The 15,829-nt window shown below is 67.3% G+C and carries 12 protein-coding genes; all 12 read left to right on the top strand.

Going from position 1 to position 15,829, the window contains the following annotated elements:
- Positions 1-34: 34 nt before the first annotated feature.
- The 12 genes from tssA to tssM all read left to right on the top strand — a co-directional run bounded on the left by tssA (position 35) and on the right by tssM (position 15,827).
- Positions 35-1,186, top strand: coding sequence for a type VI secretion system protein TssA (tssA, locus tag BLT73_RS11635; RefSeq protein ID WP_090524026.1), 1,152 nt, complete (start codon positions 35-37; stop codon positions 1,184-1,186).
- 41 nt (positions 1,187-1,227) lie between these two features.
- Positions 1,228-1,767 (top strand): type VI secretion system contractile sheath small subunit, encoded by a 540-nt coding sequence (gene tssB / locus BLT73_RS11630; RefSeq protein WP_090524025.1) that lies wholly within the window; start codon positions 1,228-1,230, stop codon positions 1,765-1,767.
- Positions 1,768-1,769: 2 nt separating this feature from the next.
- On the top strand, positions 1,770-3,278 hold the full coding sequence (tssC, locus tag BLT73_RS11625) for a type VI secretion system contractile sheath large subunit (protein WP_176805061.1): 1,509 nt from the start codon (positions 1,770-1,772) through the stop codon (positions 3,276-3,278).
- A gap of 131 nt (positions 3,279-3,409) precedes the next feature.
- Entirely contained in the window at positions 3,410-3,886 is a 477-nt protein-coding gene (locus tag BLT73_RS11620) for an Hcp family type VI secretion system effector (RefSeq protein WP_090524022.1), read from the top strand.
- A gap of 26 nt (positions 3,887-3,912) precedes the next feature.
- Positions 3,913-4,632, top strand: coding sequence for a type VI secretion system baseplate subunit TssE (locus tag BLT73_RS11615; RefSeq protein ID WP_245727296.1), 720 nt, complete (start codon positions 3,913-3,915; stop codon positions 4,630-4,632).
- On the top strand, positions 4,632-6,515 hold the full coding sequence (gene tssF / locus BLT73_RS11610) for a type VI secretion system baseplate subunit TssF (RefSeq protein WP_090524020.1): 1,884 nt from the start codon (positions 4,632-4,634) through the stop codon (positions 6,513-6,515). Before BLT73_RS11615 ends, tssF begins: the two co-directional genes overlap by 1 nt.
- On the top strand, positions 6,479-7,561 hold the full coding sequence (tssG, locus tag BLT73_RS11605; RefSeq protein ID WP_090524018.1) for a type VI secretion system baseplate subunit TssG: 1,083 nt from the start codon (positions 6,479-6,481) through the stop codon (positions 7,559-7,561). Before tssF ends, tssG begins: the two co-directional genes overlap by 37 nt.
- A complete protein-coding gene (gene tagH / locus BLT73_RS11600; protein ID WP_090524016.1) occupies positions 7,552-9,105 on the top strand; it encodes a type VI secretion system-associated FHA domain protein TagH in 1,554 nt (517 codons plus the stop codon). Before tssG ends, tagH begins: the two co-directional genes overlap by 10 nt.
- Position 9,106: 1 nt before the next feature.
- Complete coding sequence (gene tssJ, locus BLT73_RS11595; RefSeq protein WP_245727289.1) at positions 9,107-9,577, top strand: type VI secretion system lipoprotein TssJ; 471 nt, start codon at positions 9,107-9,109, stop codon at positions 9,575-9,577.
- A gap of 20 nt (positions 9,578-9,597) precedes the next feature.
- Positions 9,598-10,932: a type VI secretion system baseplate subunit TssK gene (gene tssK, locus BLT73_RS11590; protein WP_090524015.1), complete on the top strand. Its 1,335-nt coding sequence runs from the start codon at positions 9,598-9,600 to the stop codon at positions 10,930-10,932.
- A 7-nt stretch (positions 10,933-10,939) separates the two neighbouring features.
- A complete protein-coding gene (gene icmH / locus BLT73_RS11585; RefSeq protein ID WP_090524013.1) occupies positions 10,940-12,271 on the top strand; it encodes a type IVB secretion system protein IcmH/DotU in 1,332 nt (443 codons plus the stop codon).
- 4 nt (positions 12,272-12,275) lie between these two features.
- Positions 12,276-15,827 (top strand): type VI secretion system membrane subunit TssM, encoded by a 3,552-nt coding sequence (gene tssM, locus BLT73_RS11580; protein WP_090524012.1) that lies wholly within the window; start codon positions 12,276-12,278, stop codon positions 15,825-15,827.
- Positions 15,828-15,829: the final 2 nt, after the last annotated feature.

Genomic DNA, 15,829 nt, shown 5'->3' with positions numbered 1-15,829 from the left:
AAACTTGTCATTGATTTCGTAAAGGCGCGATGGAATGGACCTGGAGAGCCTCCTCTCCCCGCTTTCCGGCGACCAGCCCTCCGGGGTTGAATTGCGCAATGATGCGCGTTTCCATTCGATTGAACGGCTGCTGGAGCCGGCGGCGCGCAGCCAGCGGACGAAGCCGGATGGCGCCCTGAACGAGTCGGCCACGCCGGTTGACTGGGGGTCGGTGCTGAGCCAGAGCGAGGAGTTGTCGGCCAGCGGGCGCGACCTTCGGCTGCTCGTCATCCTCGTCAGGGCGCTGTTCGCGACCGACGGATTCGAGGGGCTGTCGCAGGGGTTGATCCTGCTGCGCCGCTCTATCGCGGATTACTGGGACAGCCTGCATCCGGCCCTGCGCGACCGCGACGATCCGCAGGCCGCCGCGATGGCCCGGATCAACGCGCTGCGGCAATTGGAAAATGATGACAATGGCTTGCTGGGCGATCTGCGCTTCGGCGTGGCCTTCAGCCCGCGCGGCATCGGGCCGGTCATGTTCGACCATGTCGGCCGGATGCTGCTGTCCGATTTCGACGTCCAGGCCGGGCTGGCCTCCGGTCTCGGCCAGGCAGAAAAGGATGCCGCACTGGCGCGGCACCATGACCGCGCCAACCGGGCGAAGGCCGCGTGCCGCGCCATGGCGGCGGAGCACTCCGAGGAGGTCGCGGGGATGCTGTCGGCCATTTCCGTCTGCCTCGCGGAACTCGGCACGCTCGGCACCACATTCGCTGAGAAGGCCGGGTTGGACCCGGCCACCGGATTGTCGTTTTCGGAATTATCAGGTTTCCTCGATAATCTCAGAAAATCTCTCGAAGTTTCCATTTCCGAGACGGCGGGAGATCCGCAGTCATCCGGGGAAGGCAACTCTGCCGGGTCCGGAGGAAATGGCCCGGCCGCGGATGCGCCGGCATCGCCCGCGCCGCAGGCCGCGTCGCGACCCGCATCCGGCAGCGGGGAGATCAATTCCCGCGACGATGTGGAGCGCGCGCTGGATCGCATCGTGGCCTTTTACGAACGCACCGAACCGTCAAGCCCGATCCCGCATGTCGCCAAACGCCTGCGCCGGATGGTCTCGATGGATTTCCTGCAATTGATGAACGAGATCGCCCCCTCCGGTCTGAAGGAATTTCGCAATATCGCCGGATTGGAGGACGGCAAGAAATGAATTCTCAGAACTTGGAAATCAGAAGCTGAAAGGGTCCGCGGATGAGCGAAAGCAAGCAGAAAGTGATAGAGCGAAACCGGTCGCCACGCGTCCAGATCGCCTATGATGTGGAGCATTACGGAAGCCCGACCACCATCGAACTGCCCTTCGTGATGGGGGTGATGTCGGATCTGGCGGGCGAATCCGAAACCGCCGAGGCCAAGAAGCCCGTCGGTGAGCGCAAATTCGTCGAGACGGATGCCGGGCGGTTCAACAAGTTCATGGAGTCGCTGGCCCCGCGCGTGAAGACGCGGGTGCCCAATGCGCTGCCCGCCGCCGAGGGCGAGGAGGCCGAGGAGGAGCTGTTCGTAGATCTCAGCTTCAAGAGCATGAGCGACTTCGCCCCCGACAAGATCGCCCAGCAGGTGCCGGCGCTCAACGAGCTGCTGAAGATGCGCCAGCAGCTCGAACAGCTGCTGAGCTACATGGACGGAAAGGTCGATGCCGAGAAGCGCATCGCCCAGTTGCTGAACAATGAACCCTTGCTGCAGCAGGCCGCCGAGCAGGCCATTGCCGCCGGCAAGACCGATGAGGAGGGCTGAGAATGGCCGACGCGAAACAGGAAGCCGCAGGCGGTGCCGCCGAGGCCGAGGCGCTCGATCTGGCCGAGTTCAGCGAGCTGCTGGAAAAGGACTTCCGGGTCCAGGACAGCGAAAGCGACAAGCTGAAATCACTGGTGTCGAACCTTGCCGTGGCGGCCAAGGAACGCTCCGGCACTGCCACCATTTCGGGCAATGCGATCAAGTCGATTAAGTCGCTCATCGCCGGCATCGACGAGATGCTGTCCAAGCAGATGAACGTCATCCTGCATGACGAGAAGCTGCGCAAGATCGAGGGGTCGTGGCGCGGTCTGCATTACCTGGTGAACAACACCGAGACCGATTCCAAGCTGAAGATCCGGGTCCTGAACATCAAGAAGGACGAGCTGGCCGACATTCTGGAGGATTACGAAGGCCAGATGTGGGACCAGTCCCCGGTCTTCAAGAAGATCTATACCGACGAATACTCGATGTTCGGCGGCGAGCCGGTCGGCGCGATCGTGGGCGATTACGAGTTTTCGCACAAGCCGAAGGATGTGGGTCTGTTGCGCAACCTCTCGGGGATCTGCGCCTCGGCTCATGCGCCCTTCATCGCCGCCGCCGCGCCGCAGTTGTTCCGCATGGAAAGCTGGCAGGAACTGCCGAACCCGCAGGATCTTCAGCAGATCGTGTCGGGACCGGAATATGCAAGCTGGCAGTCGCTGCGCGAAAGCGAGGATGCGCGTTACATCGGTCTGGCCATGCCGCGCGTGCTGGGGCGGCTGCCTTACGGTGCCGAAACCGTCCCGGTCAAAGGGTTCGATTTCGAGGAGGTGATCGACGCCAAGCACGACAACTACGTGTGGATGAACGCCGCCTACGCGATGGGGGTGAACATCAACCGCAGCCACAAGCTCTATGGCTGGGGCACGCAGATCCGCGGGGTGGAATCCGGCGGCACGGTGCTGAACCTGCCGGTCCACACCTTCCCGACCGATGATGGCAGCGTGGCGATGAAATGCCCCACCGAGATCGCCATCGACGACCGGCGCGAGGCGGAGCTGGCCAAGCTGGGCATGATGCCGATCCTGCATCGCAAGAACACCGATGTCGCCGCCTTCATCGGTGCGCACAGCCTGCAGGACGACGAAACCCGCGCCGGAAGGCTGGTCGATCCCGATGCGCAGGCCAATGAGCGGCTGTCGGCGAACCTGCCCTATCTGTTCCCGGTGTCGCGTTTTGCCCATTACCTCAAGGCCATCGCCCGCGACAAGGTCGGCACGTTCAAGGAAAAGAACGACATGCAGAAATGGCTGTCGGAATGGATCAACCGCTACGTGCTGGCCAATCCGGCCATGGCCGATGACCGCGCCAAGGCCAAGCGGCCGCTCGCCGCGGCCGAGGTTCAGGTGGACAGTGTCGAGGGGCGGCCGGGCTATTACAACGCCCGTTTCTTCCTGCGTCCGCATTACCAGCTTGAAGGCATCAATGCGAGCCTGCGGCTGGTGTCCGAATTGCCGTCCGTCAAGAGCTGACGGCAGCCCGCGGGCGTGCCCCGCGGCACCGCGCATGGCAGGCCGGTCCGTCGGCCTGTTGTCACCCGGAACGTCGCTGGTTCCCGGCCAGGGGCGATCACAAAGCAACTTGGCTATGAAAGGAAAGACCCATGTCATTCAGCGGCTACTACAAGATTGACGACATCCCCGGTGAGAGCAAACGCTCCGATCACGAGGACGAGATCGTCATCTCCTCGTTTTCCTGGGGCGCATCGCGGTCGGCGTTCCGCAACTCCGGCGGTCAGCGCGAGAGCGGTCTGGCCGATATCCAGTCCCTGTCGATCTCGAAGGACTATGACTGCTCGTCGCCCTATATCGCCCTGGCCTGCATCAAGGCGAAGAACCTGGGCGAGACGGTCCTGACGCTGCGCAAGGACCAGGGGGACGACCATTCCGACTACCTGACGATCACCATGACCAACACGCTGGTCGAGAACTACCAGGTCTCGGGCGGTGGCGGCGGCAACCCGGTCGATGCGATCACGCTGAGCTTCGATACGATCAAGATGAAGTATCTCGTGGATGCGGATGACCTGACCAAGGGCGACGAACACGAAATCGAATACGACGTGCTGGCCGCGAAATGACCGGCGCCGGCGGGCGGACCTGACAGGTGATCGACCAGTCGGACATGGAGACATCACTGCGCGAGGCGGTCCAGCCATCACTCTGGGACCGCCTCGTCGACGAGCTTCATGGTCTGTCGGCCGAGACATCCGCCCTGCGGCGGGAGTTGGAGCGGGAACTCGGCGGGGCCGCCGCGGTGGATGCCCTGCTGAGCGACGGCGCCCGCTCGATCGAGAAGACCGCCGCGCTGAATGAGGAGACCCGCAGACAGGCGCATCGACTCTCGAACCTGCTGCGCCGTCAGCAGCGGCTCGAGGAAGGCGGGGTCATGGTCACGCCGGACGTGCTGCGCGAAGCGGTCCGGCGCGACATCGAGATGTTGTTCAATATCGAACGGTTCGAGGCGAGATATTTGCTGAGCGAGCGCGAAATGCGACGGACGACCACACCGGAGGAACTGCTGGAGGATTATCCGGAAGTGCGCCGCTCGGTGGTGAATTACGGTGTCCCCTCCTTCTCCGGTCGTCACGGCGCGGATTTCGATCCCGACGCGCTGTCGCGGGAGTTGGTGGAGGTGCTGCGCGTGTTCGAGCCGCGGCTCAAGCCGGACACCGTCCGGGTCAATGTCTCCGCCAATGACAAGACCGGGCTGAAGATCCAGATCGACGCGCTCTTGATGCTGTCGCCGGTGCCCGAGCGGCTGCGGCTCTCCACGATGATCGATCTGGACAGCGGACACGCCGTCACCTCGATGGAGGAGCGGTGATGGACCGGATGTTCCTGGACTATTACGAGGACGAGTTGCTGCATATCCGCAGCCTGGCGACCGAATTCGCGGCCATGCATCCCAATGTCGCCCGCAATCTGTCGCTCGATTCGGTGCCCTGCCCCGACCCTTACGTGGAACGGCTGCTGGAGGGGGTGGCCTATCTGGCGGCGCGGACCCGGCTGAAGGTCGATGCCGAATCCAGCCGCTTCGTGCGCGACATGATCGACGCGCTCTATCCCGATCTGGCGGGGCCGTCGCCCGCGATGACGATGGCCGAATTCACACCGGGGCCGCAGGTGGACGTGATGCTGGACGGCCATGTCGTGTCGCGCGGCACGCGGCTCGTCTCGTCGCTGCGCGAGGGCCTGCGGACGCGGTGCACCTATACCACCTCGCAGGATGTGCGGATGTGGCCGCTGCGCCTGCTGGCGGTGGATTATCTCCAGGACCGGGGCGCGCTCGTGCAGGCTGGCGTGTCGGAGCGGCTGGCCCGGCATGCCAGCGCCGGCATGCGGCTGAAGATCGGACGGCGCGGGACCGGCGCATTGGCCGAATTGTCGCTGGACAACCTGCCGGTCTATTTCGGCGCCGGACAGCGCGGCGGCGCCATCTTCGATGCGATCTTCGGGTCGCGCGCCGGGGCAGTCGCGCGGCCTGCGGATGGCAGCTCGGTATTCGCCGCGATCGACCCGCCCGCGATGGTGGGGATCGAGGCGGAGGAGGCGCTGCTGCCGCGGGTGCGCAGCGCGTTCGAGGGATACCGGCTGCTGCGCGAATATTTCCTGATGCCCGAGCGGTTCCAGTTCGTGCGGCTGAGCGGGCTGTCCGCTGCCATCCGCAGATGCACGGCACCGCAATGCGCCGTCGAGATCATTGTCCTGTTCGCCCATCAGCGCAGCGAACTGTCAGGCATCTCCGCCGCCGATTTCCAGCTTTTCGCAACGCCGCTGGTCAATCTGTTCGAGCATGAATGCAATATTGTCGAACTGCGCAAGGGACGCTCCGCCCATCTGGTCCATGCCGACCGGACCCGGCCAAAGGATTTCGAGATCTACCGTCTGCTGCGCGTGGACGATGCCGCGGCGGAGGGTCCGCAAGCCCGGCTTGCCCCGCTGATTTCGGTCGAGACGCGCGACGGCAATGACCATGTCTATACCACTGAACGCCGCCCGCGCCGCCCCGATACCGAGGAGGTGCGGCGCGGACAGACCCGATCGAGCTATCTGGGCGACGATTTCTATATCTCCGTCGCCCGCCCCGCGGGAGCCAGGGGCGCGACCCCGCTGGCGCAGCTTGATATCCGCGCGCTGTGCACCAATCGCGACCTGCCGATCCTGGACGACCGGCCGTCGCTGACGCTGGAAACCGGCGATCCGGTCCAGCAGGTCAAGATGCTGGGCGCCATGCGGCGGCCGCGCCCGTCACTGCGCGCCAGCCTGCCGTCCGGCGCCACGAATGACCAGAAGATCGACGATCTCACCTGGCGGTGGATCGCGCAGCTCAGCCTGGATCACCTGTCGCTGGCAAGCGGCGAGGCGGGTGCAGAGCCCCTGCGCGCGATGATCCGGCTTTATGCGGACCGGGGCGATCCCGGTCTCACGCAGCATGGCGAGGCGCTGACCGGCGTGACCGCGCGCAGCGTGGTGGAACGGCTGGACCTGCGCGGCCCGCTTTGCTTCGCGCACGGCACGGAGATCACGCTCGACGTGAACGAAACCCTGCTGACCGGCGGCAGCCAGTTGCTGTTGACGGCGCTCATGGCGCGGCTGTTCAGCCGCCAGGCGGCGATCAATTCCTTTGTCCGCACCAGAACCCGGCTGGTCCAGTCGCAAACGGAGGTGGTATGGCCGATGACGACCGGCACGCGCGCGCTGATCTGACCGCGACCGCGTCAGGCGCGACGCAGGCCGAGATCGCGAACATGGATTTCTTCGAGCTGCTGCGGCAACTCGAAGGCAAAGGCGCGCGCTTCGGACGCTCCGGCGGGGCGGGGTCGGAACCGGCCCGCCTGGCGCAGCAACCGCGCCAGTCCTTTGCCGCAGGCGACGTGGCACAGCTCGGGCCGGGCCGGGGCGGCAAGCCCGAGGTCACGGTCCATGTGCTGGGTCTGATCGGGCCGGAAGGCCCGATGCCGCTGCATCTGACGCGGTGGATCATCGCGCGGCAATCCAGCCGCTGGTTCGCCGGCGCCGAAAGCGGCGGGGCGACGGCGGACACCTCGTTTCTGGATTTCATCAACATGCTCCAGCACCGGATGATGGCGCTGTATTGGCGGGCATGGGCGGATTCGCGCGCCGCCGTCCAGCTTGCGCATGGCGACGGCGGACAGGTGATCGCGATGCTGCGCGCCCTGGCCGGCACCGGCCTGCCCGGCGGGCGCAGCCGGGATCGGCAGATCGACGATGCACAGATGCGCCACGCCACCTCGCTTGCCCATGAGGTGCGCGGACCGGACCGGCTGACCTCGCTGCTGCAATCGGTGCTGGACGTGCCGGTCCGGCTCATTGAATTCGTCGGGGTGTGGCTGGAGATCCCCGAGCGGTTGCAGACCCGGCTGGGGGTGCAGCATGCCGGGCTGGGCACCGGGGCGATGGTCGGATCGCGGCGCTTCGACCGGCAGTCGCGGGCCGAGATCCGGCTGGGTCCGCTGACGCGCCGGCAATTCGACGCCTTTGCCGATGCCCCCAGCAGCCGGGCGCGGCTTCGCGACGCGCTGATCTTTGCGCAGGGGCGCGACATGGATTTCGACCTGCGGCTGGTGCTGGCGGCGGAGGAGGTGCCGAAGGCGCGGCTCGGCCAGTCCCGGCTCGGGCTGACAAGCTGGATCGATCCGCGTCCGGGCCGACCGGCGGCCGATCTCTGCTACCGCCGCATCAATGCCGGGACCGAAGGGGCCGGACCGACGGGAGAGGGCGCATGGGCGTGAGACTGGTCATCGAATCCGCGCCCCACCCGCAGCGCGAGAAGGAACGCGAGTTCAGCGGCGGGCGCATGGTCATCGGGCGCAGCGACGACGCCGACTGGCCGCTGCACGATCCCGACATGTATGTCTCGCGCCAGCACTGCATCCTGACCGAGCAGGACGGCACGGTGATGGCCACGGATGCGTCCAGCTCCGGGCTGTTCATCGACAATGCGGCCCATCCGGTCGGCGCCAGCAACAGCGTCGCGGTCGAGCCGGGGATGCGGCTGCGCATGGGCGATTTCGTGCTGCGCGTCGAGGCGGCCTCCGGCGCGAGCGCCGCACCGCCCGGCGCGGCGGCGGCATCAGGCGGCGGCATGGTCTTCGATTTCAGCATAGGCGACGGCGAGGCCCCGCCGCCGCCGCCTGAGCCGCGGCCGGCGGACCTGCCCGATCCGTTCGGCCTGACGGACAGTGCGCGCAGCCATGAGCGCAAGCGGCCGCCCGCCCCGCCCCGGCCGCTCGACCAGGAGGACGCGTTCAGCCTGGACCTGCGCCGTTCCGCCAACCCCGCCACACCGACCGACGCGGAGGCCGCCCCTCCGCCGGGCGGCGGCGGCTATTTCGATCCGCTTCCCGGCCATGTTGCGGACGCGCCGTCACCCGCACCCGCATCCGCGTCCGATCACCCACCCTCCAGCCAGACCGCGCCATCCGGGATATCATCTTCCGAAGGCCCGAAGGACATTTTCGCGGACTGGACCAGGGCGTCCCCAGCCGAGACACCCGTTTCCACCCCCGCCCAAGACACCGGACCATCAACCGGTCTCGATCCCGCCGGAGCAACGGACACCGCCCCGCAGAACGCCGGATCGCCCGACGCGGGCGCCGTGCCGGTGCCATCGGCGCACATGCCCTCCCCCTCTGCCCCGGTGACGGCGGCGGAGGCGGCGCCTTCGCCCGCGCCGGCCACGCCGGTCGCATCGGGCGGAGACGATGCCCAAGCCCACGCGGCCTTGCTGCGCGGCATGGGGCTGGATCCGGCCCAGTTCACCGGCGATCCGGTGGCCCAGGCCGAGCAGATCGGCCGGGCGATGCGGATGCTGGTCGATGGCCTGATGCAGCAATTGCGCACCCGCGCCGTCGCCAAGCAGCGTGCCCGCGTGGCGCAGACCATCGTCGCCCGTGCCGATGTGAACCCGCTGAAATTCCTCGCCACCCCGGACGAGGTTCTGGCCAGTTTCGTGCAACCCCGCGGCAAGGGGTATCTCGACGCGGAGGCCTCGCTGGAGGAGGCATTCCGCGACCTGACCGACCATCAGCTTCGCACATGGACGGCGCTGCAAACCGCGCTGCGGCGGATGATCGACCGGTTCGACCCCGAGGCAATCGAGACCTCCATGGCCGAGGTCGGCCTGCTGGAAAGCCTGATGGCCGGCGGCCGCAGCGCCAAGCTGTGGCGGCTGTACGAGGAGCGCTACCGCGAGATCGCCCGCGCGGCAGAAGATCAGTTCCTGGGCGAGGTCGGTGCGGATTTCAGGGAAGCCTATGAAAACGGAAGGAGTTGAGATGATGGAACATTCGATCAGGAGACGCGCGGTTCTGGCCCTCGGCGCGGCCGCGTTGACGCTCGGCGCGTGCGGCGGGCCGCCCGAGGCCCCGCCCGCCGTGCTGGCCGTGACGGCGCAGGGTGCAGCGGGGATGAATCCCGGCCCCGACGGCGCTGACCGCCCGGTGACGGTGAGTATCCTGCAATTGTCGGGCACCGGCGCGTTCGACGCGGCGGATTACCTGTCGCTTCAGGATCCGGCTGCGGCGCTTGGCGGCGACCTCATCAAGGCCGACCAGATCGTGCTGGCGCCCGGCGCGACGGTCAGCCGCGCCATCCCTGTCCAGGCGGGCGTGACCACGATCGCCGTGACCGCCGGGTTCCGCGATCCCACCGGCCGGTCGGTGCGCCAGAAACTGCCCGCGCCTGCCGGTCCCGCGCCGCTCGCCATCACCGTCGGCTCCGGCGGTCTGTCGGTCAGCGGTGGCTGAGACGGGCTGGCGGGCATGGCATGAGCGATAGAAACAAAGTCGTCTGGTCCGAAGGTCTGTTCCTTCGGACGCAGCATCTGCAACAGCAGGACCGGCATCTGGACTGGCTGCTGCGCCAAGCCATGCGCGCCACGCCGCTGCAGGCCCATGGCTTCGCCGCGCTCGAGCTGGACCCGGTGGCGCTTGATGCCGGTCAGATCGGCCTCAAGTCCGCCGAAGGGGTGATGCCGGACGGCACCATCTTCGCGACGGGCGAGACCTGCCTGCCGATCGCTCCGGTCACGGTCAGCGCCAAGACCGAGACCGGGCTGGTCCATCTCGCCATTCCCGCCGAGATCGCGGGCGGGGCAGAAATCGACCCGGAACATGCCGAGCCCTCGGGGATGCGCTATCGCGGCGGGTTCACCACCATCCGCGACGCGGTGGCGGGCGGGGCCGAGCCGACCGAGATCGAGGTCGCAAGGCTGGCCCCCAAGCTGCTGCTTCCGGGCGAGGAGACCCGCGGCTACACGACGCTTCCGCTGGCGCGCCTGGCCGGGCTGACGGCGGAGGGCGCGGTGGCGCTGGAAGAAGGGTTCCTGGCACCGGCGCTGAATATCGGCGCGGTGCCCTGGTATGGGTATTTCTTGAAGGAGATCGTCACCGGGCTGGACCGGATCGCCGATGCGCATGGCTCCATGGTGCTGGGCGGGACCGGCGCGTCGATGGAGAACCTGCTGATCCTGGAACTGGCGAACCGGGCGCGGCCGCGCATCGCGCATCTTCTGGCACAGACCGACTGCCACCCGTCGGACCTGCTGTGCGAACTGGCCGGGCTGGCGGGGCAGATGGCGACCTATGGCGCCTCGTCCCGGCGGATGACGGAACTGCCGGTCTATGACCACGCCGATCCGCAGCCGGCCTTCACCGCCCTGGCCGATACGCTGCGCTCGCTGATGCTGTCGCTGCGCCATGTCGAGCCGAAATCGCGCGCCCTGCTGGTGTCGCGCCATTCCGAGAATATCTGGACGGTGCGCATCGACAATCCCGAGATGATCAAGTCGAGCCGCATCGTGCTGCGCATCGGCGGCGAATTGTCGGAATCGACGCTGCGCAAGATCTTCGTCGACCAGGCGACGGTGGGCGCGGCCGGGGATTTCGACAAGCTGTGGAAATCGAAGCTGACCGGCATCGCCCTGAAGCCGCTGAATTCGCAGCCGCGCGAGATCCCCTATGACGGCGACCGGCTGTGCCTCGAACTTGACCGCGCCTCGGAGCATTACCCGGCGCTGGCGGAGTCGCCGGGCTTCGTCCTCGGCGTGGCGGGCAAGCTGGAACGCGAGCCGCAGATCGATTGCTACGTCGTCAACCGGTAGGAGCCAGATGAGCGATCACGACCCATTCGGACTGGATCACGACGCCGGGCGCACCCGCGTCCGCCCCCGCGGCGCGGCCCGGGCCCAACCCGCCGCGGCCGCGGCGGCGACGGCACCGCTGCGCAGCACGCGGGCCAATGACAACCCGCTGGTCCGGGCCTTCGCTGCGCTTTTGGGGATTGCGCCGGAATTGCAGCGCGCCGTGGCCCCGGAAAATCCCGATCTGCTGCGCACGCGGCTGCAGGACAACCTCACCCATGCCCGCGACAGCGCGGTCACGATGGGGGTGCCGCTGACCCGCGCCGATCAGGCGGCCTGGTTCGTGGGCGCGCTGCTCGACGATGTCGCCATCAACACGCCCTGGGGCGGGTCGAGCGGCTGGCCCCGGCAGCCACTGGTCGCCTCGATCTACGGCCATGTCGATTCCGGTGAGCGGTTCTTCGATCTCGCCGAGGAGTTGCTGCGCCATCCCGCGCGCGATCCCGAATTGCTGGAACTGGTGTTCATGTGCCTGTCGCTGGGGTTCCGCGGCAAGCACCGGATCGGCGGCGCGGCGGGCGAGGCCGAGATCTCGCGGCTGCGGGCGCAGCTTGCGCGGGTGCTGCATGATCGCGACGCAGCCGACATGCCGCTTTCGCCGAACTGGAAGGGCGTGGTCGCAGAGGATGAGGACCGCCGTTTCGCCGTGCCGATCTGGTCGCTGGCGCTGATCGCGCTGGCGCTTGTCACCGCGATCTATGTCGCCCTGTCGATGCGGCTGTCGGGCCGGGGCGAGGATCTGTTCACCCTTGCCGGCGTTCTGCCGCCGCCCGAGCGCGCGGCGATCTTCCGCGCCCCGATCGAGACCGACGCAACGCCGCAATTCTCTGCCGATCCGCTTCTGTTCGAGCTTGTGCCCCTGTTCACCGACGCGGCGCCCGAAGCCACTGCCGCCGCGCTGATGGGTACGGAGGATGTGTCCATCGCGACCATCGTCGTCCAGGCCGACAACCCCGAGGTGTTCCGCTCTGCCAAGGCCGACATCAACGACATCTACGCCCCGCTGATGACCGCCATTGCCGGGGTCATCGTCGAAAACCGCGAATTGATCGGCTCTGTCCGCGTGGTCGGCCACACGGACAGCGTCCCGGTCCAGGCGGCGAACCCGTTCCGCTCCAACCAGGGGCTCAGCGAAGCCCGGGCCAGCACCATCGCGGGTCTTCTCGTCGCGGCCGGCGTGCCGGCGGAGCTGGTGACATCGGAAGGCAAGGCCGCGACCGATCCGATCGCAGACAATGCCAGCCGCGAAGGCCGGGCGCGCAATCGCCGGGTCGAGATCATCCTGCAGAAGAAGGTCTGAGCGCATGACCGTGCTGAAGAAAATCCTCGGGGTGTTGCTGTCGCGCTTTCTGTGGACGCTGATCGGCGTCGCGATCCTGTGCGCGCTGATCTGGTTCTACGGCCCGCTGCTGTCCTTCGGAGACCTGCAGCCTCTGGCGTCGGAGCTGACGCGGATCGTCGTGATCGGGGTCATCATCATCCTGTGGCTGCTCTCGATGCTGATCCGCCAGATGCGGGCGGCGCGCGCCAACCGGGTGTTCGTGCAGGAGCTGGCCGCCCCCGCCGCGACCGCGCCGCCCGGTCCGGGCGAGGAGAACCTGGCCGAGGTGCAGGGCAAGTTCCAGGCCGTGCTGGAGCAGATGAAACGCTCCAAGCTGGGCAGCCGCAAATTCCTGCGCGACATGCCGTGGTACGTCATCATCGGCCCGCCCGGCACCGGCAAGACCACGGCGCTGCGCCAGTCGGGCCTGCATTTCCCGATCGATCTCAGCGACGATCTGAAGGGCGTCGGCGGCACCCGGAACTGCGACTGGTTCTTTACCGAGGACGCAGTACTGATCGACACGGCCGGGCGCTATGTCGAACAGCAGTCCGATCCCGACGCCGATTCCGCCGAGTGGCGGGGCTTCATGGAGTTGCTGGTCAAGCATCGCGGGCGGCGCGCGCTCAACGGGGTGATCCTGACCCTGTCCGTGCAGGAACTTTCGGCCGGCGAGGCGGCGATCCGCGATCACGGGCGCGAGATCCGCAAGCGTCTGGCGGAATTGCGCGAGCAGACCGGGCTGAAACTGCCTGTCTATCTGATGATCACCAAGGCCGATCTGCTGCCCGGTTTCGAGGAATTCTTCGGCGAGTTGAACTCGCGCGAGCGCGAGCAGGTCTGGGGGGCCACGCTGGGCACGGCAGATCGGGTGGACGGGCTGACCGTCGAACGCGAGATGCAGGGCTTGCAGGAATCGCTGGAGGCCCGGCTGGTCGATCGCATCGCCGATGACCTTCCCCTGCCCGACCGCGCCGCGATCTTCCGGTTTCCGGCCCAGTTCGACCAACTCACCGCGCCGCTGAAAACGCTGGTGGAGGCCGCGTTCGGGGAAAGCCGCTACGAGGAGAGCCCCTGGCTGCGCGGGATTTACTTCAGTTCGGCCACGCAGGAAGGCTCGCCCATCGATCAGATGCTGGTCGGAATCGCGGGTTCCCTGGGCCTGTCCGCGCCGCGCCTGCAGGACCGGCGGCACGGCGAAAAGCGCAGTTTCTTCTTGCGCAACCTACTGACCGATCTGATCTTCCCCGAGGCCGGGCTGGGCCGTTTCGATCCCCGTGCCGAGGAACGGCGGCGATGGATCTGGCGCGGCGCGCTGGCGCTGTCCGCGATGACCGTGGTTCTGGCCGGGACGCTGTTTCTGCTGTCCTATCTGCGCTGGAACGGCGCGCTTGGCGATCAGGAGCGGCAACTGGCCGATCTGAACGCGCGGCTGGCCAATGTCGCTGCGCGGGAGGCGCCGACCGACCCGCTGGACCTCAACCTCGCGCTGGAAGCGGCGAACGAGACGGCACTCGCCGCGACGCCGGCGCCGGACGGCGTCCTGACGCTGGCCGGTCCCGGTGCCGGCCCGGAACTGGCGCAGATCCAGCAGATCGCCTATGACCGCACATTGCGCAATATCCTCGAGCCGCGGATGGTGGCGCTTGTCGAGGCAACGATGTGGCGCCACAGCCGCGACCCGGAATTTCTGCTGGAGGCGATGAAAGCCTTTCAGATGCTGACCGGTCAGGCGCCCTATGATGCCGATTTCCTGGGCGCATGGTGGCAGACGATCCTGCCGGACTACGCGCCCATCGACCCGTTCCCGACCGAGGAGAGCCTGGCCAACCAGCTTGCCGCGCTCGACCGGATGCGCAGCGAAGACGACAAGATCGCGCCGCATGACCAGCTCGTCTCGACGGCGCTGGAAACCATCTGCCAGATCCCGCTGGCGGTGCGGGCCTATCGCGGCCTGCGCTCCGATCCGGCGGTGGCGGGGCTGGCCGACTGGGTTCCGGCGGAGGAGACCGGGCCGAATGGCGCGCGCGTGCTGACACGGCTGTCGGAAAAGACGCTGCGTGTGGGCCTGCCCGGCGCCTTCACCTATGACGGGTTCCACGAGGTAATCCTGCCTCTGGTGCCCGAGGTCGCGGCGCAGGCCGCCCTTGACCGCGCGGTCTTCGCCGGGGGCTGCAACGAGAGCGCCGAAGCCTCCACCGACACGCTGGAGGCCGATATCCTCAAGCTGTACTACGACGATTTCATTGCCCAGTGGGACGGGTTCCTGCGCGATGTGCGGCTGACCCCGATCGGCGATCTGGCGGCGGCGCAGAGCAATCTGAAGGATCTGTCCTCCGCCGACAGCGCGCTGAAACGGCTTCTCGATTCGGTGGTGTACGAGACCGATTTGGCCCGCCCGGCCGAGGCGGACGAGACCGGCGGCGGGATCGATGCCGCGAAGGCTGGAAACAAGGCCGCCTCGAAGCTCGGCAAGCTGGGAAAACTGGTCAAGACCGGGACGAAGATCGCACGCAAGACCGGCGGCGGCGCGGAAGCGGCCCCCCCGCCCCCGCCGGGCAAGCCGGTCTCCGATCATTTCCGCGACATCCGCAGCGCCGTGCAGGAGGTAGACGGCCAGCCCCCGCTGCTGGATGACGCGGTCGCGGCCCTGGCCGCCCTGTCGAACGAGTTGCAGACCGTCGCCGCCAGCCCCGACCCGCAATCCGCGCTGCTGGCGCGGGGCGGGCTGCCGCAATTGACAGGAACCATCGCCAATGAGGCCGCGCGGTTGCCCGATCCGATCGACAAATGGGTGGCGGGCATTGCCGGCGACACGATCAGCGTGACGCGAGAGGCGGTGATCGCGCAGCTCAACGCCCGCTGGCGGGCCGATGTGCTGCCCTTCTGCCGCTCATCGACCGGCGGGCGCTATCCGTTCGACCAGTCTTCCGCCATCGACGTCAACACGCAGGATTTCCAGCGGCTGTTCGGACCGGGCGGGATGATCGACAGCTTCGTGACCGACAATCTGGCCAACTACGTCGACAGCACCGTGCGGCCGTGGCGGTGGCGGTCGGATTTCGGGCTGGACGCGGCGCTTCTGGCCCCGTTCGAGCGGGCAAGGTCGATGCGTGACGCGCTGTTTCCGGGCGGATCGGGCCCGGTCATGGCCTTCACGCTTCAGGCCACCGACCTGTCGCCCAATGCCAGCCGGGTGACGCTGAATGTCGACGGACAGGCGCTGACCTATTTCAACGCCGCAACCCGGCCCGAACCGATGACCTGGCCCGGACGCGACGGCACCAACATGATCACGCTCAGCTTCGCCCCGGTCAATGGCGCAGCCGAGGTCATCACCTCGGAAAGCGGAAGCTGGGCCTTCCTGCGGCTGATCCGCGGCGGGCAATTGTCCAAAAGCGGCCAGCCGGACCTGTTCAAGCTGCGCCTGTCGGCGCGGGGGTTCTCGTCCAGCTTCGATCTTCGGGCCAATTCGGTGGAGAACCCGTTCGATCTAACGATGTTCTCGGGGTTCACCTGCCCGGCCGGGTTCTGATC

Origin of the sequence: Paracoccus isoporae (genome assembly GCF_900101865.1) — a bacterium.
Taxonomy (GTDB): domain Bacteria; phylum Pseudomonadota; class Alphaproteobacteria; order Rhodobacterales; family Rhodobacteraceae; genus Paracoccus; species Paracoccus isoporae.
This window is presented reverse-complemented; position numbering and strand designations above follow the sequence as displayed.

Bases quoted from the DNA above. Each gene is read 5' to 3' on its own strand.
- tssA (WP_090524026.1), top strand. From the start codon at position 35: ATGGACCTGGAGAGCCTCCTCTCCCCGCTTTCCGGCGACCAGCCCTCC.
- tssB (WP_090524025.1), top strand. From the start codon at position 1,228: ATGAGCGAAAGCAAGCAGAAAGTGATAGAGCGAAACCGGTCGCCACGC.
- tssC (WP_176805061.1), top strand. From the start codon at position 1,770: ATGGCCGACGCGAAACAGGAAGCCGCAGGCGGTGCCGCCGAGGCCGAG.
- BLT73_RS11620 (WP_090524022.1), top strand. From the start codon at position 3,410: ATGTCATTCAGCGGCTACTACAAGATTGACGACATCCCCGGTGAGAGC.
- tssF (WP_090524020.1), top strand. From the start codon at position 4,632: ATGGACCGGATGTTCCTGGACTATTACGAGGACGAGTTGCTGCATATC.
- tssG (WP_090524018.1), top strand. From the start codon at position 6,479: ATGGCCGATGACGACCGGCACGCGCGCGCTGATCTGACCGCGACCGCG.
- tagH (WP_090524016.1), top strand. From the start codon at position 7,552: ATGGGCGTGAGACTGGTCATCGAATCCGCGCCCCACCCGCAGCGCGAG.
- tssJ (WP_245727289.1), top strand. From the start codon at position 9,107: ATGATGGAACATTCGATCAGGAGACGCGCGGTTCTGGCCCTCGGCGCG.
- tssK (WP_090524015.1), top strand. From the start codon at position 9,598: ATGAGCGATAGAAACAAAGTCGTCTGGTCCGAAGGTCTGTTCCTTCGG.
- icmH (WP_090524013.1), top strand. From the start codon at position 10,940: ATGAGCGATCACGACCCATTCGGACTGGATCACGACGCCGGGCGCACC.
- tssM (WP_090524012.1), top strand. From the start codon at position 12,276: ATGACCGTGCTGAAGAAAATCCTCGGGGTGTTGCTGTCGCGCTTTCTG.